The organism is Streptomyces sp. NBC_00490, assembly GCF_036013645.1.
Classification (GTDB): domain Bacteria; phylum Actinomycetota; class Actinomycetes; order Streptomycetales; family Streptomycetaceae; genus Streptomyces; species Streptomyces canus_F.
In genome coordinates, this window is the sequence record NZ_CP107869.1 from 6337564 (window position 1) to 6362856 (window position 25293).

At 70.3% G+C, this 25293-nt stretch carries 23 protein-coding genes and 2 pseudogenes; 16 read left to right on the forward strand and 9 right to left on the reverse strand.

Going from position 1 to position 25293, the window contains the following annotated elements; translation table 11 throughout:
* The first annotated feature begins 153 nt into the window (after positions 1-153).
* The 4 genes from OG381_RS28970 (at position 154) to OG381_RS28985 (ending at position 4947) form a co-directional block, all read left to right on the forward strand.
* On the forward strand, positions 154-1476 hold the full coding sequence (locus tag OG381_RS28970) for a DUF6716 putative glycosyltransferase (protein ID WP_327719011.1): 1323 nt from the start codon (positions 154-156) through the stop codon (positions 1474-1476).
* Between the two features lie 140 nt (positions 1477-1616).
* A complete protein-coding gene (locus OG381_RS28975) occupies positions 1617-2861 on the forward strand; it encodes an acylneuraminate cytidylyltransferase (protein WP_327719012.1) in 1245 nt (414 codons plus the stop codon).
* Positions 2862-2875: 14 nt separating this feature from the next.
* Positions 2876-3817, forward strand: a complete 942-nt coding sequence (locus OG381_RS28980) for an N-acetylneuraminate synthase family protein (protein ID WP_307026730.1) — start codon at positions 2876-2878, stop codon at positions 3815-3817.
* A gap of 59 nt (positions 3818-3876) precedes the next feature.
* Positions 3877-4947: a hypothetical protein gene (locus OG381_RS28985; protein ID WP_327719013.1), complete on the forward strand. Its 1071-nt coding sequence runs from the start codon at positions 3877-3879 to the stop codon at positions 4945-4947.
* Between the two features lie 22 nt (positions 4948-4969).
* Here the strand turns inward: OG381_RS28985 and OG381_RS28990 are convergent, their stop codons facing one another.
* Both OG381_RS28990 and OG381_RS28995 read right to left on the reverse strand, forming a co-directional pair.
* Entirely contained in the window at positions 4970-5647 is a 678-nt protein-coding gene (locus OG381_RS28990) for a class I SAM-dependent methyltransferase (protein WP_327719014.1), read from the reverse strand.
* Between the two features lie 10 nt (positions 5648-5657).
* A complete protein-coding gene (locus OG381_RS28995) occupies positions 5658-5930 on the reverse strand; it encodes a hypothetical protein (protein WP_327719015.1) in 273 nt (90 codons plus the stop codon).
* Between the two features lie 403 nt (positions 5931-6333).
* Here OG381_RS28995 and OG381_RS29000 point away from each other — a divergent pair, with 403 nt between their 5' ends.
* From OG381_RS29000 to OG381_RS29035, 8 genes are all read left to right on the forward strand, one after another.
* On the forward strand, positions 6334-7554 hold the full coding sequence (locus OG381_RS29000; protein ID WP_327719016.1) for an amidohydrolase: 1221 nt from the start codon (positions 6334-6336) through the stop codon (positions 7552-7554).
* Between the two features lie 285 nt (positions 7555-7839).
* Positions 7840-8880: a BMP family lipoprotein gene (locus OG381_RS29005; protein ID WP_327719017.1), complete on the forward strand. Its 1041-nt coding sequence runs from the start codon at positions 7840-7842 to the stop codon at positions 8878-8880.
* Between the two features lie 231 nt (positions 8881-9111).
* Positions 9112-10158 (forward strand): BMP family lipoprotein, encoded by a 1047-nt coding sequence (locus tag OG381_RS29010; protein WP_327719018.1) that lies wholly within the window; start codon positions 9112-9114, stop codon positions 10156-10158.
* Between the two features lie 392 nt (positions 10159-10550).
* Positions 10551-12197, forward strand: a complete 1647-nt coding sequence (locus tag OG381_RS29015; protein WP_443062051.1) for an ABC transporter ATP-binding protein — start codon at positions 10551-10553, stop codon at positions 12195-12197.
* A complete protein-coding gene (locus tag OG381_RS29020) occupies positions 12194-13312 on the forward strand; it encodes an ABC transporter permease (protein ID WP_327719019.1) in 1119 nt (372 codons plus the stop codon). Before OG381_RS29015 ends, OG381_RS29020 begins: the two co-directional genes overlap by 4 nt.
* On the forward strand, positions 13312-14571 hold the full coding sequence (locus OG381_RS29025) for an ABC transporter permease (RefSeq protein WP_327719020.1): 1260 nt from the start codon (positions 13312-13314) through the stop codon (positions 14569-14571). The genes OG381_RS29020 and OG381_RS29025 overlap by 1 nt, the downstream gene beginning before the upstream one ends.
* The gene (locus OG381_RS29030; RefSeq protein WP_327719021.1) at positions 14568-14966 is read left to right on the forward strand and encodes a cytidine deaminase; all 399 of its coding nucleotides are present in this window, start codon (positions 14568-14570) and stop codon (positions 14964-14966) included. The genes OG381_RS29025 and OG381_RS29030 overlap by 4 nt, the downstream gene beginning before the upstream one ends.
* Positions 14967-15048: 82 nt before the next feature.
* A complete protein-coding gene (locus OG381_RS29035) occupies positions 15049-16332 on the forward strand; it encodes a thymidine phosphorylase (protein WP_327719022.1) in 1284 nt (427 codons plus the stop codon).
* Between the two features lie 61 nt (positions 16333-16393).
* Here the strand turns inward: OG381_RS29035 and OG381_RS29040 are convergent, their stop codons facing one another.
* Entirely contained in the window at positions 16394-17314 is a 921-nt protein-coding gene (locus tag OG381_RS29040; RefSeq protein ID WP_327719023.1) for an AEC family transporter, read from the reverse strand.
* 185 nt (positions 17315-17499) lie between these two features.
* On the opposite strand from OG381_RS29040, the pseudogene OG381_RS29045 reads away from it, so the two are divergent.
* Positions 17500-17697 (forward strand): annotated as a pseudogene (locus OG381_RS29045) (STAS domain-containing protein); the annotation flags it as partial.
* Between the two features lie 30 nt (positions 17698-17727).
* On the opposite strand, the gene OG381_RS29050 reads toward OG381_RS29045, so the two are convergent.
* Positions 17728-18750, reverse strand: coding sequence for a sigma-70 family RNA polymerase sigma factor (locus tag OG381_RS29050; protein WP_327719024.1), 1023 nt, complete (start codon positions 18748-18750; stop codon positions 17728-17730).
* Between the two features lie 389 nt (positions 18751-19139).
* Positions 19140-20405, reverse strand: a complete 1266-nt coding sequence (locus OG381_RS29055; RefSeq protein WP_327719025.1) for an MFS transporter — start codon at positions 20403-20405, stop codon at positions 19140-19142.
* Between the two features lie 63 nt (positions 20406-20468).
* Here OG381_RS29055 and OG381_RS29060 point away from each other — a divergent pair, with 63 nt between their 5' ends.
* A complete protein-coding gene (locus OG381_RS29060) occupies positions 20469-21431 on the forward strand; it encodes a LysR family transcriptional regulator (RefSeq protein WP_307026703.1) in 963 nt (320 codons plus the stop codon).
* On the opposite strand, the pseudogene OG381_RS29065 reads toward OG381_RS29060, so the two are convergent.
* A pseudogene (locus tag OG381_RS29065) lies at positions 21385-21685 on the reverse strand (metal ABC transporter permease). The gene OG381_RS29060 and the pseudogene OG381_RS29065 sit on opposite strands and share 47 nt — an antisense overlap.
* Before the next feature lie 145 nt (positions 21686-21830).
* Entirely contained in the window at positions 21831-22592 is a 762-nt protein-coding gene (locus OG381_RS29070) for an alpha/beta hydrolase (RefSeq protein WP_327719026.1), read from the reverse strand.
* Positions 22593-22706: 114 nt separating this feature from the next.
* Here OG381_RS29070 and OG381_RS29075 point away from each other — a divergent pair, with 114 nt between their 5' ends.
* Positions 22707-23870: an adenosine deaminase gene (locus OG381_RS29075; protein ID WP_327719027.1), complete on the forward strand. Its 1164-nt coding sequence runs from the start codon at positions 22707-22709 to the stop codon at positions 23868-23870.
* 138 nt (positions 23871-24008) lie between these two features.
* Entirely contained in the window at positions 24009-24368 is a 360-nt protein-coding gene (locus OG381_RS29080; RefSeq protein WP_327719028.1) for an ATP-binding protein, read from the forward strand.
* Between the two features lie 73 nt (positions 24369-24441).
* Here the strand turns inward: OG381_RS29080 and OG381_RS29085 are convergent, their stop codons facing one another.
* Together OG381_RS29085 and OG381_RS29090 are read right to left on the reverse strand one after the other, a co-directional pair.
* Positions 24442-24651 carry a PspC domain-containing protein gene (locus tag OG381_RS29085; protein WP_171141918.1) on the reverse strand — a complete coding sequence of 70 codons (210 nt, stop codon included), beginning with the start codon at positions 24649-24651 and terminating at the stop codon, positions 24442-24444.
* A 90-nt stretch (positions 24652-24741) separates the two neighbouring features.
* Positions 24742-25293 (reverse strand): VanZ family protein, encoded by a 552-nt coding sequence (locus OG381_RS29090; RefSeq protein ID WP_327719029.1) that lies wholly within the window; start codon positions 25291-25293, stop codon positions 24742-24744.

Sequence of the window (25293 nt, forward strand, 5' to 3'; positions counted from 1 at the left end):
TCGTACGGGGGGTGAACTGAATGTGTCGGAACGGTGCATCCCCTGTACTTCCCGGTCTTCGGCGGGCCAGTTCGGCTCTCGGTGGGCTGTTGTTAACTTTTCGTTGATTCGCGGTTGGGCCATTCCTGGGAATTGCTTTCTAGCGTCTTGGACGTGCCAGCAAGTACAACGAAGCCGACGCGAATCGCGGTCCTAGCGGACTCGGACACCCGCTGGAAATGGGGTGCCCTCACCTCCCATCGCATCGCCCCGCGCGAGGACGCGCAAGAGCCCCTCGCCCTGAGCGGATTCCTGCTGCGCGGACGCGCCACCCCCACCCCGCGCCAGCTGGCGGAGGTCGGCGTGCACGCCGACTCGCTGCGGGAGGTCACGGCCGTCGAGTTCCTGCGCGCCATGGCCGAGGAGGAGTACGACGTGGTCGTCGTCGCCCTCGTCGGCGGCGGCGTCCAGGCCGTGCTGCACGGCCTCAAGCGGGTGTGGGAGGGCCGCGAGAAGCGTCCCGTCGTCGTCACCGGCTACGTCGGTGTCGTCTACGAGAAGCTCGCCGACGGCCTCCTGCTGCGCCACGGCGCCGACCTGGTCCTCGCCAACTCCCGCCAGGACGCGGACCGCTTCCGGGCCGTGTACGAAGGAGTGGGCGCCGACGCCTCGTCGGTCACGGAGGTGGCGCTGCCGTTCCTCGGCGGGGCCGCCTACGAGGGCGAGCACGACCCGTACACCGTGGTGTTCGCCGTGCAGCCCTCGGTCCCGGACAGCCGCAAGGACCGCACGTACCTGCTGAACCGGCTGATCCGGCACGCCCGGCTGCACCCCGAGCGCGAGGTGCTGCTGAAGCTGCGCTCCAAGCCGGGCGAACACACCACGCACATCGAGGAGCAGCCCTACCAGAAGCTGGTCCAGCGGCTCGATCCGCCGGCCAACTTCCGCCTGGTGTACGGGAACATGGGCGAGGTCCTCGACCGCACCGACCTGCTGGTCACCATCAGCTCCACGGCCGCGCTCGAGTCCCTGCACCGCCGGATCCCGACGGTCGTCCTGACCGACCTCGGCGTCCGCGAGGTCCTCGGCAACCACCACTTCGTCGGCTCCGGCTGCCTCGCCTCCTGGGACCAACTGGACGCGGGGTACCGGCCGGTGGCCGACGCGGAGTGGGTGGCCCGGCAGGGCGTCGTGGCGGACGGCTCGTACGAGACCGCCTTCGACGCGGCGCGGGAGCGGATCGCCAAGCTGCTGGCCCGTCCCGGGGGGTTGGCGCCGCTGACGCCCTACTACACACCCGCCACTGCTCCCGGATACCTGCCCGGCATCCTCGCCCGCCATCACCTCGGTCCCGACGGCAGTCCGCTGCCGGGTGCGCCCGCGCATGACAGGGAGCCCGGACCGGTTCGGCAGATCGTGCGGCGGGCCGCTCGGGGGGCGTACCGGCACGGGGTGCAGCGGGTGGCGCCTGTCATTCGGCGGATGGGGGAGCTGTGAGCGCCTTCCAGAGTGCCTCCTCGGGTCGTATCGCGGCTGCTGCGCCGTTTGGGCTGGTCGCGCAGTTCCCCGCGCCCCTGGGGGCGGCTTCGCCGGCCCCCCTCCCTACCTCCGTGAACTCTGCGCAAGGAGTGCAACCCATGTCTGACTCACTGGCCGACGCCGGCGTTTCCGTGCGTCGCGTGCTCGCCGTGATTCCCGCGCGCGGTGGCTCCAAGGGGGTGCCCGCGAAGAACCTCGCCTCCGTCGGTGGCGTGCCGCTGGTGTCCCGGGCCGTGCGTGAGTGCCGCGCGTCCCGGCTGGTGACGGACGTGGTCGTCTCCACCGATGACCAGGCCATCGCGGCCGCGGCCCGTCAGGCCGGCGCGGAGGTCGTGCTGCGGCCCGCCGCCATCGCCGGTGACCTGGCGACCTCGGAGGCCGCGGTCCTGCACGCCATGGACGCGCACGAGGCGCTGCACGGGGCGGTCGTCGACGTCGTCCTGCTCGTGCAGTGCACCAGCCCGTTCATCCTGCGCGAGGACATCGACGGGGTGGCCGGCGCGGTCGTCGACAACGGCGCCGACACCGCGGTGACCGTCGCCCCGTTCCACGGCTTCGTCTGGCGTGACGCCGACGACGCGGCCGACTCCGGTGAGACGACCGGCGGTTACGGCGTCAACCACGACAAGTCCTACCGCCCCCGCCGCCAGGACCGCCCCCAGGACCTCCTGGAGACCGGCGCCGCCTACGCGATGGAGGCGGCCGGCTTCCGCAAGCACCAGCACCGCTTCTTCGGCCACACCGAGCTCGTCCGCACGGACCCGGCCCGCGTGCTGGAGATCGACGACCCGCACGACCTCGCCAGGGCGCGGGCGCTCGCCCCCCTGTTCGACGCGGACCGCCCCGGTTCGCTGCCGACCGCCGACGACGTCGACGCGGTCGTCCTGGACTTCGACGGCACCCAGACCGATGACCGGGTGCTGATCGACGCCGATGGAAAGGAGTTCGTCTCCGTGCACCGCGGAGACGGCCTCGGCATCGCCGCCCTGCGCGACAGCGGCCTGAACATGCTGATCCTCTCCACGGAGCAGAACCCGGTCGTCGCCGCCCGGGCCCGGAAGCTCAGGCTCCCGGTCCTGCACGGCATCGACCGGAAGGACCTCGCACTCAAGCAGTGGTGCGAGGAGCAGGGCATCGCGCCCGAGCGCGTGCTCTACGTCGGCAACGACGTCAACGACCTCCCGTGCTTCGCCCTCGTGGGCTGGCCCGTGGCGGTCGCGAGCGCCCACGACGTGGTACGCGGCGCCGCCCGTGCGGTCACCACCGTCCCCGGTGGCGACGGCGCGATCCGAGAGATCGCCAGCTGGATCCTCGGCCCCTCTCTCGACTCCCTCACCAGTTAAGGAAATCGCCTGCCATGAGCACCAACTCCCGTCTGCGTTCCTTCGGTTCCGAGCGTCTCGCCGGTCCCGGCCAGCCCGTCTACATCTGCGGCGAGATCGGCATCAACCACAACGGTGACCTGGAGAACGCCTTCAAGCTCATCGACGTGGCCGCCGAAGCCGGCTGCGACGCCGTGAAGTTCCAGAAGCGCACCCCCGAGATCTGCACCCCGCGCGACCAGTGGGACATCGAGCGCGACACCCCCTGGGGCCGGATGACCTACATCGACTACCGCCACCGCGTGGAGTTCGGCGAGGACGAGTACCGCCAGATCGACGAGTACTGCAAGAGCAGGAACATCGCCTGGTTCGCCTCCCCGTGGGACAACGAGGCCGTCGCCTTCCTGGAGAAGTTCGACGTGCCGGCCCACAAGGTGGCCTCGGCCTCCCTGACGGACGACGAGCTCCTGCGCGAGCTGCGCGCCACCGGCCGCACGGTCATCCTCTCCTCGGGCATGTCCACCCCGAAGCAGATCCGCCACGCGGTCGAGGTCCTCGGCTCGGACAACATCCTGCTCTGCCACGCCACGTCGACGTACCCGGCGAAGGCCGAGGAGCTCAACCTGCGCGTCATCAACACCCTCCAGGAGGAGTACCCGAACGTCCCGATCGGCTACTCCGGCCACGAGACGGGCCTGCAGACCACCCTCGCGGCGGTCGCCCTCGGCGCCACCTTCATCGAGCGGCACATCACCCTCGACCGCGCGATGTGGGGCTCCGACCAGGCCGCCTCCGTCGAGCCCCAGGGCCTGACCCGCCTGGTCCGCGACATCCGCACCATCGAGGCCTCCCTCGGCGACGGCGTCAAGAAGGTCTACGACTCCGAGCTCGGCCCGATGAAGAAGCTCCGCCGCGTCTCGGGCGTCGTCGCCGAGGCGGAGATCGCCGCCGCCGCGGGCGAGCCGGTCTCGGTCTGAGGCCGAAGGTCCGAGGCTGAAGTTCTGAGTTGAATCACTTAGGGGACGGTCGTACGTCGATGAGCCGCCGCGCCGGATCAGCCGGCAGCAACTCCACTCTCGCGTTCGTGGAGAGCCCGGTACAGCTCCTGAACGTGCTGGAGTGGGCGCACGCCCACGCACCCGGCGCGGGGCTCACCCTCGTCGTGCTGTCCCCGACCGACCCCATGACCCGCGGCCAGCTCCGCCGGATGGCCGAGCTGGCCCGCGAAGAGGGTCACACGGTCCGCTGGGAGGAGGCCCGGGGCGGCCCCGCGGCCCCCTTCCAGACCATCGGGGGCCTGGCGGGCACGCTCCGCAGGGCGGACCGGGTCGTCCTCGGCGACCCGTTCTCCCGCTACGTACAACTGCTGCTGACCATCACGCGCGCGGCCGAGCTGGTCGTCGTCGACGACGGCACGGCCACGATGGAGTTCGTGGCCCAACTCGCCCGTGGGGAACGGCTGGTCCGCTGGCACCGCAAGGGCGGTCGGCCGGGCCCCCGGGACCTGATCTTCGCTCCGGTGTCGGCCTCGGCCCGCAGGCGGCTGACGCCCAGCGAGCGCCGGCGGGTGCAGATCTTCTCGTCGATGCCGATGGAGGAGACCCCGGCGGGCGTGACGGTCTCGGCCAACACCTTCGCCTGGACCCGTGCCCGCTTCGGCCCGCCCCGCATCACCAAGGGCGCCGACATGGTGGGCACCTCGCTGGTGGAGACGGGAGTGGTGGACGGCGAGCGGTACCTGGAGGCGGTCCGCACCCTCGCCAAGGCCCACGGAACCACCCGCTACTTCGCCCACCGCCGCGAGAGCACGGAGAAGCTCCACCGTCTGGCGGTCGAGACCGGTCTGGAGATCGTCCGCCCGGACCTCCCCCTGGAACTGATCGCCCGCCGGGGCCCGATCGGCCGCACCATCCTGAGCTTCCCCTCGACGGTCGTCCACACCCTGCCCCTGGCCCTGGTCGGCACCGACGTGCGGGTCTCGGTCTGCGACATCGACCCGAGCTGGCTGACGGAGAACGCCTCACCCCGGGCACAGGGGTTCCTGTCGGGGGTGACGGGGACGGCGCGGGACGTGCACCGGCTGTCGTCGGTGGTCGCGGCGGTGTGAGGGCGGGGCGTATCCGGCGGCCCTAGCCGTCCTTGCGCGCCAGAAGGAAGGCGCGCGGGCGCACCTCGCCCTCCTGTGGCTCGCGCAGCACCCGGGTGTGCGGGCGCAGGCCCGCCTTGCCGAGCTGCTCGGCCATGGCGTCCGGGTCACGCCAGTAGTAGTCGAGCGAGATCTCGTGTCCGAAGCGCTCGGCGAGGTGCAGGTGCTCGGTGTCCGCATCCGCAGTCGCCCCGGCCTGGAAGGCGAGGAGCACGTATCCGCCGGGCACCAGGACCCGGCGGAACTCGGCGAGCGTCGCGGGCAGGTGCTCGTCCGGGACGTGGATGAGCGAGTACAGGGCGGTGATCCCGCCCAGCGTCGCGTCCGGCAGATCCAGGGACGTCATCGAACCCACGTGGAACCGGAGTTCCGGATACCCCCGGCGGGCCAGCGCCACCATCCGGGGCGAGACATCGACCCCGAAGACCGGCAGGCCCAGACCCTTCAGATGCGCGGTGATGTGCCCGGGGCCACTGCCGAGGTCGGCGACGGGGGCGGTCGCTCCGTTCGCTCTCACCAGCTCGGCGAAGACGCCGAAGAGGGCGCGCTCCACATGCAGGCCCGCCAGCCCGGCGGCGGGGAACCGCTCGGCGTACGCGTCGGCGATCGTGTCGTACGAGGTTCGGGTGTCCGGTATGAAGTCCGGGTGCTCGGCGCTCACGGGGGCGACCCTAGCGAGGCTCGTCCGGCCCCGGGCCAGGATCTCGAAGGAGGCCGGGGTCCTCGGTCGTCCAGGTGAATCCGTCCAGGGTGCCCGGCGCGTGCTCGTCGACCGTCAGCGGTGGGTGCCGCCACCGCTGGAACAGCAACACCGCCGAGATCAGCAGCCAGCCCGCCAGCGTCATGATCACCAGGATCGCCAGGACCAGGCCCGCCACCCCCAGAACGCCGAATTCCGCCAGCATCCGTGGGATCTGGTCCTCGCCGCAGCCGCATGCCTCCATAGGGGAAGGGTGCTCCCCTGCGGACCGGCCGTCACGTCGCGTGGCGGAAACGTCGCGCGGCGGTGATGATTCCGGGACCGGAACAAGCGTCTCCATGGAGGCAGGGTGGATTTACGGGGCGGCACGGTCCCGACAGGTGAACAGAGCCGACGGGGCGGCACCCGGCGTGGTATCCGTGGAGGGAGGAGTGGATGAGTGACGGGTGTGGCCGGATGTCCTGTACCGGGCCGCTCTCCGGGGATTACATGATCCACTCGGCCGGAAAGTCGGCCGAGTTTACCCATCCCAGTCGATACGTATGCGTCGAGCGGCCGGATTTTCTTCCCCTAACGGGTTGAACTTTTGTTGATCGAGGGGCAGTTGGTCGGCCCGGCGTCCTACCCTTCAGAGGGTGAAGCAATTGATGTCCCTAGAGTCCGAGGCCGGTCTTCCCGCGGAAGCTCCGCTTCCCGGCACGCTGCCTGAGTCGCTGCGTGCCGAACTTGTCGCGTTCCGGCGTGACTTGCACATGCACCCGGAGCTCGGCAACCAGGAGTTCCGTACGACCGCCGCCATCAAGGCGCGGCTGGAGAAGGCCGGACTGCGGCCGCGTGTGCTCGCGGTAGGCACCGGACTCGTCTGTGACATCGGGGACTGGAGCGGCGGGCGTCCCGCGCTCGCGCTGCGGGCCGACATCGACGCGCTGCCGATTCCGGACACGAAGAGTGACTGCCCGTACCGCTCGACCGTGCCGGACCGGGCCCACGCCTGCGGGCATGACGTGCATACGACGGTCGTGCTCGGGGCCGGCCTCGTCCTGGCCGATCTGCATCGGCAGGGACTGCTGCCGCGGCCCGTGCGGCTGGTCTTCCAGCCCGCCGAGGAAGTGCTGCCCGGTGGCGCCGCCGATGCCATCGAGTGCGGGGTGCTGGAAGGCGTCGGGCAGATCATCGCCGTGCACTGCGACCCGCGGGTGGACGCCGGGCGGATCGGACTGCGGGCCGGGGCCATCACCTCCGCCTGCGACCGGCTGGAGATCTCCCTCGGCGGACCCGGCGGCCACACCGCGCGGCCTCATCTGACGACGGACCTGGTGACCGCGGCCGCGCGGGTCGTCGTCGACGTGCCCGCGATCGTCGCCCGGCGGATCGACACCCGTGCCGGGCTCGCCGTGACCTGGGGACGGATCGAGTCCGGGCACGCGCCCAACGTCATTCCGCAGCACGCCGAGCTCTCCGGCACCGTGCGCTGCCTGGACATCGAGGCCTGGCGCCAGGCACCCGACGTCGTGGTCGCCGCGATCGACGAAGTCGCCAACCTGCATCGCGCCAAGTCGGAGATCAACTACGTGCGCGGCGTGCCGCCCGTGGTCAACGACCCGGCCGTCACCGACCTGTTGCGGGACGCCATGACCGCCCGGCGCGGTGCCGCCTCGGTCGAGGGCACCGAGCAGAGCCTGGGCGGCGAGGACTTCTCCTGGTACCTGGAGCATGTGCCGGGAGCCATGGCCCGGCTCGGGGTCCGCACCCCGGGGGAGCGGACCGTACGGGACCTCCACCAGGGCGACTTCGATGCCGACGAGTCGGCGATCACGGCGGGCGTGGAGCTGTTCACCGCCGCCGCGCTGCTCGATGGGGTTTCCTGAGAGGTCCGTAGAAGATCTTGTGAAGGGGTGGCCGATTTGGCACCCCTTCGTCCCCTTGTGTCACCCGGGCGTAACCGGCGGGCGGCGAACGTAACCCGATGGCGGCACGGTTCGATAACGGCCACGAGGAACCCCGTTCCCCTCCTCGTCTACGCGCGTTACTGTGCGCCGAAATGGCCACCATCGGCGGCGCATTGGGGAAGCGGGCCGTTCGACGGGCCGTGGGATGAAGGGGTGCTTGCTGTGCGTTCCATATCTCGGAGGACCAGGTTCTCCCAAGCAGTGGTGGCCGTTTCGGTCATCGCGCTCGCGGCCGTCGGCTGTGGCGAGTCCAGCACGAAGTCCGGCAGCGACGACGCGTCCGAGTCGTCCTCGTCCGGCACGTACTCGGGCAAGGGCATCGGCCTGGCGTACGACATCGGCGGCCGTGGCGACCAGTCGTTCAACGACGCCGCCTACGCCGGCTTCCAGCAGGCCGACAAGGAATTCAAGATGGGCGGCCGGGACGTCCAGCCGAGCGACGGCGAGTCGGAGGCGGACAAGGTCCAGCGTCTGACCGAGCTCGCCAAGGCCGGCTACAACCCGGTGATCGGCGTCGGCTACATCTACGCGCCGGCCGTCAAGGAGGTCGCCGAGAAGTTCCCGAAGACCACCTTCGGGATCATCGACGACGAGCAGACCAAGGCCGCCAACGTGGCCGACATGGTCTTCTCCGAGGAGCAGGCCTCCTACCTCGCGGGCGTCGCCGCCGCCAAGACCTCCAAGGCCAAGCACGTCGGCTTCATCGGCGGCGTGGACATCCCGCTGATCCACAAGTTCGGCGCGGGCTTCGTCCAGGGCGTCAAGTCCGTCGACCCGAGCATCAAGATCGAGTCGCAGTACCTGACCGAGACGCCCGCGGAAGGCGGCTTCTCCAGCCCTGACAAGGGCAAGGAGGCTGCCAGCGGTCAGATCGAGAAGGGCGCCGACGTCATCTACCACGCCGCCGGTCTCTCCGGTCAGGGCGTGATCTCCGAGGCCGCCGCCAAGAAGGTCTGGGCGATCGGTGTCGACTCCGACCAGTACAACCAGGACGCGCTGAAGGCCTACAAGGACTACATCCTCGGCTCGGCGCTGAAGAACGTCGGCGGCGCGGTCTACGAGCTCGCCAAGTCGGTCCACGAGGGCAAGCCGCTCACCGGTGTCGTCCGCGGCGACCTGAAGTCCGGCGGCGTGGGCTTCGCCGACTCCAACCCGAAGTACAAGGCCATGACGGACGTCGTCGCGGCCGTCGACAAGGCCAAGCAGGACATCGTCGACGGCAAGGTGACGGTGAAGACTTCGTAAGGCCCGGCACGGGGCCGAAAGGCCCCTTCGTACGCCCGCCCGGGCAGCGTTGCAGCTCGTACGCCCCTTGCCTCCCGCAAGGGGCGTACTGCTGTCCGTAGTCTGTCCACCAACTGTGGCCACAGCTCGGTAACGGACCGGACAGAAGGGGTTTTCCGTCTGGTCTACGCGCGTTACGCTGCGGCGGAACCAGCGCCTGGTTTGGGCGCTTGCACAAAGGAGTCTCGTTCCATGCGCCGGGTGTCCCGTATCACGATTGCAGGCGTTGCAACCGCAGCCCTCGCCCTCACCGCGTCCGCGTGCGGCAGCTCGTCCAGCGAGTCGTCGGGCAGCGACAGCAAGAACCTCGGCCTGGCCCTGGCGTACGACGTCGGCGGCAAGGGCGACCAGTCCTTCAACGACGCCGCCACCGCCGGCCTGGACAAGGCCGACAAGGAGTTCGGCTACAAGTCCACCGCCGTCGAGCCGCAGGACGGCGAGTCGGAGGCGGACAAGGTCCAGCGCCTGGAGACCCTCGCCAAGCAGGGCTACAACCCGGTCATCGGCGTCGGCTTCGCCTACGCGCCGGCCGTCAAGGAAGCCGCCCAGAAGTTCCCGAAGACCACCTTCGGCATCGTCGACGACGAGCAGACCAAGGCCGACAACGTCGCCGACCTCGTCTTCTCCGAGGAGCAGGCCTCCTACCTGGCCGGTGTCGCGGCCGCCCTGGCCACCAAGTCGAACACCGTCGGCTTCATCGGTGGCGTGGACGTCCCGCTGATCCACAAGTTCGCGGCCGGCTACAAGCAGGGCGTCGAGGACACCAAGAAGGGCGTCACGGTCAAGGTGCAGTACCTGACCGAGACCGCCGCCGAGGGTGGCTTCTCCAGCCCCGACAAGGGTGAGAGCGCCGCCGAGGGCCAGATCGACGACGGCGCCGACGTCGTCTACGCCGCCGCGGGCCTGTCCGGCCAGGGTGTCATCAAGGCCGCCAACGCCAACAAGATCTGGGCGATCGGCGTCGACTCCGACCAGTACAAGCAGGACGCGCTGAAGGCGTACAAGTCCTCGATCCTGACGTCCGCCATGAAGAACGTCGAGGGTGCGGTCTACGAGCTCGCCAAGTCCGTCCACGACGGCAAGCCGGAGACCGGCGTCGTCCGCGGCAGCCTCTCCAACGGCGGCGTGAGCGTCTCCAACTCCAACCCGGAGTTCGCGAACAACGCCAAGATCCAGGACGCGATCAAGAAGGCGTCCGAGGGCATCAAGAACGGCACCATCACGGTGAAGACCTCCTGACCCCTCCGGGTAGAGGCCTTGGCCAAAGAAACGCTGTAATGACAGCGTTACGGCCGCGGAACGGGGTGCGGAGAGGATGGCTCCTCGCGCCCCTGCCGTCGACCTCCCGTCTGCCGCGCGACGCCTGGCACGCACGGTCGCCGCGTTGCCGAACCGCCCACGTGGCTCCGCCACGAGGACGCTCCGGCGCCTTGCGACCGCACGCACCAGACGCCGCGCGGCCCGCCCTGCGGGCGGACGACGGGAGATCGACGGCAGGGACGCGCACCCCGTTCGCGCGGCAGAATGCTCGGAACGGATCGTCCGTCAGAAAAGAACGATCAGGTCCGGGCACTATTTAAAGCAGGGGCGCTACGCGCGTAGAGCGGCCCCTTTCCCAAGGAGAGTGCGCCATCGACGCGTCCAGCAGCCCTCCGCTCACCGCACCGTCGACGATCGCGGTAGAGCTGGCGGGGATCACCAAGCGCTTCCCCGGTGTCGTCGCCAACCACGACATCCACCTGACGGTCCGCAAAGGCACCGTGCACGCCCTCGTCGGTGAGAACGGCGCCGGCAAGTCGACCCTGATGAAGATCCTCTACGGCATGCAGAAGCCGGACGAGGGCACCATCGCGGTCGGCGGCACCCAGGTGAGCTTCGGCAGCCCCGCCGACGCCATCGCCCGCGGCATCGGCATGGTCCACCAGCACTTCATGCTCGCCGACAACCTCACGGTCCTGGAGAACGTGGTGCTGGGCAGCGAGAAGCTGTACGGCATCGGCGGCGCCGCGCGGAAGAAGATCAAGGAGATCTCCGACCGCTACGGCCTCGGCGTCCGCCCCGACGCCCTGGTCGAGGACCTCGGTGTCGCCGAGCGTCAGCGCGTGGAGATCCTCAAGGTCCTCTTCCGCGGCGCCGACACCCTGATCCTCGACGAGCCGACCGCGGTCCTCGTGCCGCAGGAGGTCGACGCGCTCTTCGCCAACCTGCGCGAGCTCAAGTCCGAGGGCCTGTCGGTCATCTTCATCTCCCACAAGCTGGGCGAGGTCCTCTCCGTCGCGGACGAGATCACCGTCATCCGCCGCGGCACGACGGTCGGCACCGCCGTACCGTCCGAGACCACCCCGCGCCAGCTCGCCGAGATGATGGTCGGCAGCGAGCTCCCCACCCCGGAGACCGCCGAGTCGACCGTCACCGACCGGGCCGTCGTCGAGGTCAAGAACCTCACCGTGTACTCCTCGGGCGCGCTGACGCTCGGCGAGTCGTCCGCCTCCCTGCTCATGGACGAGGCCGGCGGCGCCGAGGTCAAGAAGGTCCTCGACGACGTCTCCTTCACCATCCACGCCGGCGAGGTCATGGGCATCGCCGGTGTCGAGGGCAACGGCCAGACCGAGCTCATCGACGCCCTGATCGGCACCAAGAACGCCGACTCCGGAGCCATCTTCTTCGAGGGCGAGGACGTCACCTCCTGGGCCACCCGCAAGCGCCGCGAGTCCGGCGTCGGCTACATCCCCGAGGACCGCCACCGCCAGGGCCTGCTCCTGGAGGCCCCCCTCTGGGAGAACCGCATCCTCGGCCACGTCACCGAGACGCCCAACGCCAAGGGCTTCTGGCTGACCCCGAAGGCCGCCCAGGCCGACACCCGCCGCATCGTCGAGGAGTACGACGTCCGTACTCCCGGCATCGACGTCACCGCGGCCTCCCTCTCCGGCGGCAACCAGCAGAAGCTGATCGTCGGCCGCGAGATGAGCCACAACCCCAAGTTCCTGATCGCCGCCCACCCCACCCGCGGAGTGGACGTCGGCGCACAGGCCCAGATCTGGGACCGCATCCGCGACGCCCGTCGCGAGGGCCTGGCCGTGCTGCTGATCTCCGCCGACCTGGACGAGCTCATCGGCCTGTCGGACACCCTGCGCGTCATCTACAACGGCAGGCTGGTCGCCGACGCCGACCCGGCCACCGTCACCCCGGAGGAGCTCGGCTCCGCCATGACGGGTGCCGCCACCGGACACCTTGAGCACGTCGAGGACGAGAGCGCCCCGGAGGACGAGGCCCGATGAAGAAGTTCGACAAGGAGCGACTGCTCCTCGCCGTGGCCGGACCGGCCCTGGCGCTCGTCGCGGCGATCCTGCTGACCTCGGTCGTGCTGATCGCCTCGGGCAAGAGCCCGATCGAGCCGTACACGCTCATGCTGGAGCAGGCCGGCTTCTCCGACGTACAGGTTCTGATCATCAACCAGGCGTCGATGTACTACATCGCCGCCCTCGCGGTCGCCCTCGGCTTCCGGATGAACCTGTTCAACATCGGCGTCGACGGCCAGTACCGCCTCGGCGCCATGATGACCGCGGTGGTCGGTGCCCACGTGGCGCTGCCGTCCGCCCTCCAGATCCCGCTGCTGATCCTGGTCGGCGCGCTCACCGGCGCCATGTGGGCCGGTATCGCGGGCGTGCTGAAGGTGACCCGGGGCGTCAGCGAGGTCGTCTCGACGATCATGCTGAACTCGATCGCCACCAGCCTCATCGGCTACCTCACCCTCACCGACAACTTCGGTGTGCTGGTCGGGGACAACGTCACCACCGGCGTGATGAAGGACTCCGGCTGGGTGCCCGGCATCAACCTCGGCTCGGACGTCGGCGAGATCTACGGCCTGGTCTTCCTCGCGGTCGCCATGGGCATCGGCTACTGGGCCGTCCTCAACCGCACCCGCTTCGGCTTCGACCTCAGGGCCACCGGTGAGTCCGAGTCCGCCGCCGCGGCCTCCGGCGTCAACGCCAAGCGCATGGTCCTCACCGCGATGCTGATCTCCGGCGCGGTCGCCGGCATCTCGGGCCTGCCGCTGCTGCTCGGCGACGCCCACACCTACAGCCTCAGCTTCCCGGCCGGCCTCGGCTTCACCGCCATCGGCATCGCCCTGCTCGGCCGCAACAACCCCGGCGGCATCGCGCTCGCCGCCCTGCTGTGGGCCTTCCTCGACAAGGCGTCCCCCGCTCTCGACTACGCGACTCCCGAGCCGTACGAGAAGGAGATCGCCACGATCATGCAGGGCCTGATCGTCTTCGCGGTCGTCATCTCCTACGAGGTCGTGCGCACCTGGGGTCTGCGCCGCCAGCAGAAGCGCGTCGGTGAGGAGCTCGCCGCGGCCGCCGCCAACACGAAGAAGGAGGTGGCGGTCTGATGAGCACCGCGACCATCGCCAAGGCGCCGGCGAAGCCCGGAAAGGGCGGCCGCCGCATCTCGCTGCCTGTCGTCCTCCTGATCATCTCGGGCGTCCTCATCCTGACGTCCGTCGTCCGCCTGATCACCGGCGCGGACGGCATCACCTCGACCGGCCAGATGTCCACCGCGCTGCGCTCCGCCGTGCCGATCGGGCTCGCGGGCCTCGGCGGTCTGTGGGCCGAGCGCGCGGGCGTCGTCAACATCGGCCTCGAGGGCATGATGATCCTCGGCACCTGGTTCGGCGCCTGGGCCGGCTACCAGTGGGGCCCCTGGACCGGCGTGCTCGTCGGCATCATCGGCGGCGCGCTCGGCGCCGTGCTGCACGCCATCGCCACGGTGACCTTCAACGTCAACCACATCGTCTCCGGTGTGGCCCTGAACATCCTGGCCCTGGGCACCACCCGCTATCTGTCGAAGTACACCTTCGAGGAGGCCCCGCAGGGCTCCTCCAAGCAGTCCCCGCCGATCGAGTCGCTGGGCACCTTCGACGTCCCGGGCCTGTCCAGCTGGCTGGAGACCCTCAACCAGAAGCACTGGTTCCTGGTCTCCGACATCGCCGGCCTGGTCGGCGGCCTGATCACCGACCTGTCGCCGCTCACCGTGGTGGCGGTCGCCCTCGTACCCGCCACCTGGTACGTGCTGTGGCGCACGTCCTTCGGTCTGCGGCTGCGGTCCTGCGGCGAGAACCCGATCGCCGCCGAGTCGCTCGGCGTCAACGTCTACAAGTACAAGTACATCGCCGTGATCATCTCCGGCGGCTTCGCCGGCCTCGGCGGTGCCTTCCTGTCGATCGTGTCGTCCAACGTCTACCTCGACGGCCAGACGGCCGGGCGCGGTTACATCGGTCTCGCCGCGATGATCTTCGGCAACTGGATGCCGGGCGGACTCGCCCTCGGCGCGGGCCTGTTCGGCTACACCGACAGCCTCAAGCTGCGCGGCGGCACGACCAACGTCCACGCGCTGATCCTGCTCCTGGCGATCCTGCTGGTGTTCGGCGTCGCGTACCTCATCTGGAAGAAGAAGTACGTCCCCGCCGCCGTCACCGCCGCGATCTCGGCCCTGATGTTCATCTGGTACACCAGCACGAACGAGGTCCCGAACCAGGTCGTGACGGCCAGCCCCTACGTCATCACCCTGCTGGTGCTCTCGCTGTCCGCACAGCGCCTGAGGATGCCGAAGGCGGACGGACTGCCCTACCGGAAGGGGCAGGGGAAGTGACCACCGCCGACTTCGACTGGGACGCCCTGCGGGAGGTGGCGCGCGAGGCGATGACCCACGCGTACGCCCCCTACTCGGGCTACCCGGTCGGTGTCTCGGCCCTCGTCGACGACGGCCGTACGGTCTCCGGCTGCAATGTCGAGAACGCCTCCTACGGACTCGGCCTGTGCGCCGAGTGCGGGCTGGTCTCGGAGCTGCAGCGCACCGGCGGCGGCCGGCTGACGCACTTCACGTGCGTCGACGGCCGGGGCGAGGTCCTCGTTCCCTGCGGGCGCTGCCGTCAGCTGCTGTACGAGTTCGGCGGCCCGGATCTCCTCCTGGAGACCCCGGCGGGGATCCTGCCGCTGTCCGAGATGCTGCCGCAGGCCTTCGGACCGGGCCATCTCACCAAGTAACTCCCGTGCGGCCCCTTCGAGTTGCTCCTTCAGACAGCTCGCAGGGGCCGCGCACTTTCTGATTGTCCGGAAGGAATGCTTCATGGCCATGGACGCCATCTCCGTCATCCGCACCAAGCGGGACCGCGGTGAGCTCAGCGACGAGCAGATCGACTGGGTCATCGACGCGTACACCCGCGGAGAGGTCGCCGACTACCAGATGGCCGCGCTGAACATGGCCATCCTCCTCAACGGCATGAACCGCGGCGAGATCTCCCGCTGGACCGCCGCGATGATCGCGAGCGGCGAGCGCATGGACTTCTCGGCGCTGTCCCTCCCGACCGCAGACAAGCACTCCACCGGCGGTGTCGGCGACAAGATCACGCTGCCCCTCGCCCCGCTGGTCGCGGCGTGCGGCGCCGCCGTACCGCAGCTGTCCGGCCGCGGCCTCGGCCACACCGGCGGCACGCTGGACAAGCTGGAGTCGATCCCGGGCTGGCGCGCGCTGCTGTCGAACGAGGAGATGCTGCACGTCCTCGACACCACGGGCGCGGTGATCTGCGCGGCCGGCGACGGTCTCGCCCCGGCCGACAAGAAGCTGTACGCCCTGCGCGATGTCACCGGCACCGTGGAGGCGATCCCCCTCATCGCCTCGTCGATCATGTCGAAGAAGATCGCGGAGGGCACGGGCTCCCTGGTCCTGGACGTGAAGGTCGGCACCGGCGCCTTCATGAAGACCATCGAGGACGCCCGCGAACTGGCCTCCACGATGGTCGGCCTGGGCACGGACCACGGTGTGAAGACGGTGGCGCTGCTGACGGACATGTCGACGCCGCTGGGCCTGACGGCGGGCAACGCCCTCGAGGTCCGCGAGTCGGTCGAGGTCCTGGCGGGCGGCGGCCCCTCGGACGTCGTGGAACTGACCATCGCCCTGGCCCGCGAAATGCTCGCCGCGGCGGGCGTGAAGGACGCCGACCCGGCGAAGGCGCTGGCCGACGGCTCGGCCATGGACGTCTGGCGCCGCATGATCGCGGCCCAGGGCGGCGACCCGGACGCGGAGCTGCCGGTCGCCAAGGAGCAGCACGTGGTCAAGGCCACCGCCTCCGGCGTCCTGACCCGCCTCGACGCCTACGACATCGGCATCGCCGCCTGGCGCCTCGGCGCGGGCCGCGCCCGCAAGGAGGACCCGGTCCAGGCGGGCGCGGGCGTCGAGATGCACGCCAAGCCCGGCGACACGGTCACCGAGGGCCAGCCCCTGCTGACCCTCCACACGGACACCCCGGAGCGCTTCGCGTACGCGCTGGAGGCGATCGAGGGTTCCTACGACGTCGCCGCCGCGGGCACGGACTTCACGGCGTCCCCGGTGGTGCTGGAGCGCATCGCCTGATGTGAGGTGACAAAAAAGGGGCCGGTGCCTTCGGGCGCCGGCCCCTTCTCGGTGCCCGCGGTCAGCCCAGCAGCGCCGCGACCACCACCAGGACCGGCACCGACAGCACGGTCGACACCAGGATCGCGTCCCGCGCGAGGCGCTCGCCCACCCGGTAACTCGACGCATACGTATAGAGGTTCTGCGCCGCGGGCAGCGCCGACGTCACCACCACGTCCAGGAGTTGGTGGCCGCGCAGCCCGAACACCCCCACCGCCAGCGCCCAGGCGGCCGCCGGCTGGCCCACCGACTTCAGCGCGACCGAGAGCAGGACCAGGTGGCGGTCCGGGCCCCGGCCCGGCATGGTGCTGCCGCACAGGGAGATGCCGAACGCCAACAGCACCGCCGGGACGGACATGTTGCCGATCAGCGTCACCGGGTCCATGACCGCCGACGGGATGCGCAGGCCGGTCGCCGAGACCGCGACCCCCGCCAGTGACCCCACCGCGATCGGGTTGCGCAGCGGAGTCAGCAGCCGTAGCCACAGGGGGTCCTTGCCGTCCCGGGCCGACAGGTCCAGGACGGTCAGCGCGATCGGGGTCAGCAGGAGCAGCTGGAACAGCAGCACCGGGGCCACCAGCGAGGCGTCGCCCAGGACGTACACGGCGATCGGGATGCCGAGGTTGCCGGAGTTGACGTAGCTGGAGCAGAGCGCGCCGATCGTCGTACGGCCCACGCCCCAGCCGCGTACGACACCCGCCGCCACGAAGACGCCCGCCACCGCCGCCGTGCTCAGCGCGGTCACGACCAGGCGGCTGGAGAAGACCATCGACAGGTCGGCCCGCGCGAGTGTGGTGAAGAGCAGGGCCGGGGAGGCGACGTGGAAGGCGAGCTTGGTCAGGACCTCGCGGCCGTTGTCACCGAGGTAGCCGCGGCGTCCGATCAGATACCCGACCGCGATGACGACGGCGATGACGGCGAAGCCGGTCAGCACCCCCTGCACGGAACCTCCTCGTCGGTGAGGAGGGCGTGGGATATCCAGGGCGGTGCTGATCCGTGGGGCATACAGCCAACCCTCTGGGGAAGAGGATGCCCAGGTCAATGTGATCCCGGTCGGTGGACTCCCGCACGACCCTCGCAGCGACGATGAGTTCTGCCCGCCCGCCCGGTCTACAGATCGTGGACGCCATGACACCCGCCGTGCTCGTACTGGCCGGCCCCGTCACCCGGGACGAGGTGGCGGGGCTGTGCGACGACGTGCGGGCACTGCTGGACACGACCGGGGCCGGGGTCGTCGTCTGTGATGTGGCCGGGCTCGGACCGCCGGGGCTCGGGACCGTCGATCTGCTGGCGCGGCTCCAGCTCGCCGCCCGCCGGGCCGGCGGACGGATCCGGCTCAGAGACCCCGACCCGGCCCTACACGCCCTCCTCGACCTGGTCGGACTCCGCTTCGAGAGCGTCGAGATGGAGGGGGAGCCCGAACAGCGGGAACCACCTCTTGGTGTCGAGGAAGAAGTGGAACCCGGTGAGCCGGCCCTCTGAGATCTCCAGGACCTGCACCGCCCACGGGGTGTAGCCGCCCGCCTCCGGGTCCGGCTTGTACTGCGCGAACCCCGGCAGACCGTTGACCTGCACCGGCACCAGGCGGGAGCCCTCGCAGGCCGAGCCCAGGGTCGTCATGAAGCCCGTGATGTCGTCGTGGCCCGTCAGCCACAGGTCGAACGGCGGCATCGTCATGATGGCGTCCTCGTGCAGCAGGGCCGTCAGCGCCGTCATGTCGTACCCCTCGAACGCCGCCATGTAGCGGTCCAGGAGCTTCTGCTGCTCCTCGTCCAGCGGGTCGGACACCTTCGCGTCCGCGCCGTGCCCCTCCCGCTCGGCGAGGGTCGCGCGGGCCCGCTGGAGGGCGCTGTTGACCGAGGCGACCGTGGTGTCGAGCAGCTCGGCGACCTCGCTCGCCTTCCAGGCCAGCACCTCGCGCAGGATCAGCACCGCGCGCTGCTTGGGCGGGAGTTGCTGCAGGGCGGCCATGAAGGCGAGCCGCACGGACTCCTTGGCCACGGCCGCCTCCGCCGGGTCCTCGACGGTGGGCAGGATGCGGGCGTCCGGCATCGGCTCCAGCCAGGTGTGGTCCGGGCGGGGGGAGAGGGCGGCCTGGGCGAGCGGCGTGGAGTCGGTGAGGTCCATGGGCCTGGCGCGTTTGTTGCCGGCCGTCAGCATGTCCAGGCAGACGTTGGTCGCGATGCGGTAGAGCCAGGAGCGGAGGCTGGAACGGCCCTCGAACTTCTCGTAGTTGCGCCAGGCGCGGACCATCGTGTCCTGCACCGCGTCCTCCGCCTCGAAGGACGAGCCGAGCATGCGGTAGCAGTACCCGGTCAGCTCGACCCGGTGCTTCTCCAGCCTGACGTCGAGGTCCGCTGTCATCGTGCTGTCCGTCATCGTCCACCCACCCCTGTGGCCGTTCTGTGTCGCGCCTTTGCGCCCACCACGTTCGAAGCTATCGCAGGGGTCTGACAATGGCGTGCCGAGTGCGGAAACACGCAGGCCAGCCGTCTTTCGCCCCCGCCGCCCTTACCCGTTCCCATCCCCAGGGGGCTCCGCCCCCTGGACCCCCGCTCCTCAAACGCCGGAGGGACTGGATCTACTGGCGCCGGTCCGTGCAACTCAGCCCGTCCGGCGTTTGAGGACGAGGCCCTTTCGGGGCCGAAGCGGGGGTCTGGGGGCGCAGCCCCCAGGGATGGGACGGGTAGGGGCGGCGGGGGCGAGAAAAAGCGGTCCCCCTGGCCGACCGACCTCGACCAGGGGGAAGAACAAAGGGGACGTGCCGCTCAGGCCACCAGGAGCCGCTGCTGGGCCCTAGCCGCGCGCGTGCCCAGGACGGTGATCGTGACGACGCCGAGCACCGCCAGCAGACCGACCCCGACCGTCCCGGCCCAGCCACCCGCGTGGAACGCGAGCGCACCGACCGTACTGCCCACACTGGAGCCGATGTAGTACGCCGACTGGTACAGCGCCGAGGCCTGCGCACGCCCCTCGGTCGCCGTCTTGCTGACCGCCGAGGAAGCACACGCGTGACCCGCGAAGAAGCCACCGGTGATCAGCACCAGACCCAGCAGAACCAGCACCAGCGAGTCCGCCAGCGACAGCACCAGACCCGCCGCCGTCGTCGCGCCCGCCGCGTACAGCGCACCCCGCCGCCCGAGCCGCCCCACCAGCCGCCCGGCCGTGGACGCCGACACCGTACCCACCAGGTACACCAGGAAGATCGAGCCGACGACACCCTGCGGCAGACCGAACGGCGCCTCCGTCAGCCGGTACCCGATCACCGTGTACACACCGCCGAACACCGTCATGAACAGTGCGCCGATCGCGTACAGCCGGCACATCAGCGGGTCGGACAGGTGCGCACGCACCGTCCGCGCCAGCACCCGCGGCTTCAGCGACCCGGCGACGAAGTGCTTCGGCGCCGGCAGCAGCAGCCGGAACGCCACCGCGCACCCGACCGCGATCGCCCCGATCACGCCCAGGGCCACCCGCCAGCCCCACTCCTGCGCCACCCAGCCGGTGATGACCCGGCCGCTCATCCCGCCGACACTGTTGCCCGCGACGAACAGTCCGATCGCCGTGACCAGCGCCTTCGGCCGGACCTCCTCCGCCAGATAGGCCGTCGCGGAAGCCGGAAGACCGGCCAGCGCCGCGCCCTGCAAGGCACGCAGCGCCACCAGCACCGGCAGCGAGGGAGCCAGCGGGACCAGGAGACCGACGACCACCGCGACCGCCAGCGAGCCCGTCATGACCGTGCGCCGCCCGTACCGCTCCGACACCGCGCTCATCGGGAGGACGAACAGGGCCAGTCCGCCCGTCGCCGCCGCCACCGTCCAGCTCGCGTCGCTCGCCGCCACCCCGAAGTCGCCGGAGATCAGCGGCAGAAGGGCCTGCGTGGAGTACAGAAGGGCGAAGGTCGCCACCCCGGCGAGGAAGAGGGCGAGGCTCATCCGGCGGTAGCCGGGGCCGCCCGGGGCCATACGGGAGTCGACGACAGGAACAGCGGATACGGCGCCCACGGTCATGGACGCCTCGGTACTGGCAGGCATGCCTCGAAGTTACGTACACCTCGGTTCATGCGTCCAATGCACGGACTCGCCATAATCGTTCCCATGGTGCATCAACACAGCTCACAGCCTCGGCTGTCACCGTCCAGTGACACACAAGACATGTCGGAGATGTCGATGGTGCTGGCCCCGCGCCTGGCGTACTTCGCCGGCGTCGCCCGCACCGAGCACGTCACCCGGGCCGCCCAGGAGATGAACGTCCCGCAGTCCACGCTCTCCCGCGCGATGGTCCGCCTCGAACAGGACCTGGGCGTCGACCTGTTCGCCCGCATCGGCCGCACCGTCTCCCTCACCCCGGCCGGCCGCGCCTTCCTCGGCCACGTCGAACGCGCCCTCGCCGAGATCGACCGCGCCGCCGAGGAGGTCCGCGCCGACGCCGACCCGGCAACCGGCAAGGTCGCCTTCGGTTTTCTGCACACCATGGGCTCGGAGACGGTCCCCGGCCTGATCCGCGCCTTCCGCGCCGACCACCCCCGGGTCCGCTTCAGCCTCGTCCAGAACTACGGCGAGGCGATGATCGAGCGGCTGCGCGCGGGGGAGCTGGACCTGTGTCTGACCTCCCCGGTCCCGGACGCCCCGGACCTGGTCGGCCGCCGCCTCGACGAGCAGAAGCTGCGCCTGGTCGTCCCCGCCGACCACCGCCTCGCCGCCCGCAAGCGCGTGCGCCTCGCCGAGGCCGCCGACGAGACCTTCGTGACCCTGGAACCCAACTACGGCATGCGCCGCATCACCGACGACCTGTGCCAGGAGGCCGGGTTCAAGCCGCGGATCGCCTTCGAGGGGGAGGAGGCCGAGACGCTACGGGGCCTGGTCGCCGCCGGTCTCGGGGTCGCCCTCCTCCCGCCGCCCGCCGTGGCCCGCCCCGGTGTCGTCGAGCTGACGGTCACCGCCCCGCGCGCGGTGCGCGAGATCGGTGTCGCCTGGCTCGACGGCCACCCGGACACGCCCCCGGTGGCGGCCTTCAAGAAGTTCCTGCTCGCACAGCGCGGCCGCCTCCTCCCGGACTGACCGGTCCGACCGGACCGGCCACCGTCTTCTTGGCAGTACGCTCGAGCAGCCCGTGCCTGGGCGCCAGGCACCACGTCACCACGAACACCCCGGTCAGGACGACGACGACGGAGCCGCCGGCCGCCAGGTCGTACGCGTACGACACATACAGCCCGGCCAGGCTCCCCGCGCAGCCGATCACCGACGCGAGCAGCGGCGGCGGGCGTGATGAGCAGGGCGAGGACGAGGACGTTGCCGACGGCCTCCAGCGACATCACGATCGTGGAGGTCACGACCACGTACAGCGTCAGGTCGAGCTGAACGCCCAGTTGACGTGCGTGTGCGCCTGGGTCATGGGAGGGACGTAAGCGTGCTGTGAACCGCGCGAGGGTGCCGGCCACCGCCGGGCGATGCCGTCGGCTACCGCCGTAGCGACCGCCCGAAGCCCGCCGCCAGCGGCATCCGCAGCCCCAGCGGCGGCGGGGCGGCCAGGGCGTCCTCGACGGGACGGGAGAACGCGCGGCCGAACAGTGAGCCCATGACGAAGTCCTCCGCCAGCGCGTGGACTTCGTCCCGGTGCTGGCGCAACGCATGGCCGTCCGAGTGGACTTCGAACCGGCAGACGTCCCGGTTCGCCTTCTTCGCCCGTGCCGCGAGCCGGAACGACAGCTCCGGGTCCGTGCGCGCGTCGTTCGTGCCGTGCACCATCAGCACCCGTCGGCCCGCGAGCTGCTTCACCGGTTCGGGGGGCGCCGCCACGTCCTCCTCGGGCAGCCAAGGGGCGATGGCCAGAACGGAGTTGACGGCCTCGTGGCCGCCCGCGTGCAGCGCGGCCCGGGCGCCCATGTCGACACCGGCCAGGCACACGGCGACATCGCCGTAGCGCCGTACGACCTCTTCCGTCGCCCAGTCGGCGTCCCGGGCGAGATGTGCCTCCGCGCCGTTCCAGCCGCGGTAGCGGTAGTGGACGACATGGGTGGCCAGGCCGTCCTCCCGGCCCGCGCGCGCCAGCCGGCGGCCGAGGGCGCGGACGGACGCGTTCGCCATCATGGGGGACGGTCTGCGGCTGGAGCTCTCCTCGCCGCCGGGGAGCAGCAGCACCACCCCGCTCACCGCCGTCGGTTCCGGACCGAGCGCCCGTCCCAGCCGGGCCGTGCGAACCGGCGTCGCTTGCTGTGCCATGACAGAACAGTGTCAGAAGCGTTGGTGTACTCCACCCGTCGGGGCGGTCACCGTTACGTATCGACGGGTGGAGTACAGCGAGCGATCTACGCGCGTAGGAGTTAGAGTGCGTGAATGACGAGCCAGACTGACCGGACGGGAACCACCCCGAGCTCGGACCAGATCCGCCGGGCACCCAAGGTTCTGCTGCACGATCACCTCGACGGCGGGCTGCGCCCCGGTACCGTCGTCGACCTCGCCCGGGCCACCGGGTACGCCCAACTCCCCGAGAACGACGCCGACAAGCTCGGCATCTGGTTCCGCGAGGCCGCCGACTCCGGTTCGCTGGAACGGTACTTGGAGACCTTCTCCCACACCGTCGGTGTGATGCAGACCCGCGAGGCCCTGGTCCGGGTCGCCGCCGAGTGCGCCGAGGACCTCGCCGCCGACGGGGTCGTCTACGCCGAGGTGCGGTACGCCCCCGAGCAGCACCTCGAAGGCGGGCTCAGCCTCGAAGAGGTCGTCGAGGCCGTCAACGAGGGCTTCCGGGAAGGGGAGCGGCTCGCCCGCGAGAACGGCCGGCGCATCCGAGTCGGCGCCCTGCTCACCGCGATGCGACACGCTGCCCGCGCCCTGGAGATCGCCGAACTCGCCAACCGCTACCGCGATCTCGGTGTGGTGGGCTTCGACATCGCGGGCGCCGAGGCCGGCTACCCGCCCACCCGGCACCTCGACGCGTTCGAGTACCTCAAGCGCGAGAACAACCACTTCACCATCCACGCCGGCGAAGCCTTCGGGCTCCCCTCGATCTGGCAGGCCCTGCAGTGGTGCGGCGCCGACCGGCTCGGCCACGGTGTGCGCATCATCGACGACATCCAGGTCCAGCAGGACGGCTCGGTCAAGCTCGGCCGGCTCGCCTCCTACGTCCGGGACAAGCGCATCCCGCTGGAGCTGTGCCCGAGCTCCAACCTCCAGACCGGGGCCGCCGACTCCTATGCCGAGCACCCGATCGGGCTGCTGCGCCGGCTGCACTTCCGGGCCACCGTGAACACCGACAACCGGCTGATGTCCGGCACGAGCATGAGCCGGGAATTCGAGCACCTGGTCGGGGCATTCGGCTACACGCTCGACGACATGCAGTGGTTCTCCGTCAATGCGATGAAATCAGCGTTCATTCCTTTCGATGAACGACTGGCCATGATCAATGACGTCATCAAGCCCGGTTATGCCGAGCTGAAGTCCGAATGGTTGTTCCAGCAGACCGCCTCCACCAGCGGTTCTGTGGCCGAAGAGGGCTGACCGGGAATCTCGCGGGAATCGAAATGCGGACGGGTATTCACCATCCGTCCGCATTTTGATGTTTGCGGTGGATGCCGATGCGTGTTTACGGTCGTGGACCGCTCACATCACCGTCATCCCATTCGAGGACGCACTTTCATGAAGCAGTCTGCTGCCAAGACCCTCGGTGTCGCCGCCCTCGGTGCCGCCTTCGCCGCCGTCGGCGCGGGTGCCGCGAACGCCGCGCCGGCCGTTCCGGACGCCTCCCAGGCGCTGGACACCGTCACCAAGACGCTCCCGGCGGAGAACGTCGCCAAGGCGCTGCCGGGAGCCGGTGACGCGCTGTCGCAGGCGCAGCCGGCGCTCGCCGCGGGTCTGGCCGCCGTGACGCCCGCCGCTCAGGGCGCGCTCGCCGACGGCCCGACCAAGCCGGTCGCCGGTCTGCTCGGCGGTCTGCCGATCGGCCAGACCGGGCTGCCCACCCAGGGTCTGCCGCTGAACGGGATCCCGCTCGGCTGAACCCGCCGAACGCCCCGATGGGGCGCACCCCGTACCGGGGGTGCGCCCCATCGGCGTATGTGCGTGAGGCCGGTTACCAGGCCGCCTGCGTCTTGTTCGCCTTGCCCTCGGAGGGGAACAGGATCCACAGGGCGATGTAGAGCAGGAACTGCGGGCCGGGCAGCAGGCACGAGAGCACGAAGATCACCCGCATCGTGGTGGCGGAGGTGCCGAAGCGCCGTGCCAGCGCGGCACACACTCCGCCGATCATGCGGCCGTTGGTGGGGCGGGCAAGGCGGGACATTGCGGCTCCTTCACGAGCGTCGGCGGGCGGCCTTTCCGGCTGCCTCATCTGACGTCAACGCTACGGAGCCCGGAGGGACAAAGCGTCGCTCTACGGTGCGATGCCGACCCTGGGAATTGTCGGGGTGCGACCCTGAGAGGGGTCGTCCGCGAGGACGGTCACCCGCCTGGGGGAGTGGGACCGGCGGCGGAACCAGGCGCGGCCCGCGGGGATGAAGGCGGCGTGTGCGAGGGCCACGCCCACGGTGTTCAGGAGGACCGAGTCGATGTCGACGACCTGACCGGGGACGCCGGTCTGCAGCAGTTCGATGCCCAGCGAGATCAGGGCGCCCGCGGCGACCGTACGGATCAGGGACGCCAGCGGGGAGACGTACAGCCTGCCGTGCGCCAGCGGGAACAGCACCCCCAGCGGGGCCAGCAGCGCGACCGCCTCACCGATCCGCCGGGCGGCCTCCGGCCAGCCGAGGGCCAGGTCGGCCCGGATGCCGGCGAACGGGGTGAGATTCGGTGGCGTCATCCACGGGACATCCAGCGGTCGCAGGGTGAGCCAGGCCACGAACGCGAGATGCGCGACGAGGAGGAAACCCCCCGCCGCCCGCATCCGGATCACGGCGCTGCTGCCGATGGAGCCTTGACGCTGCAC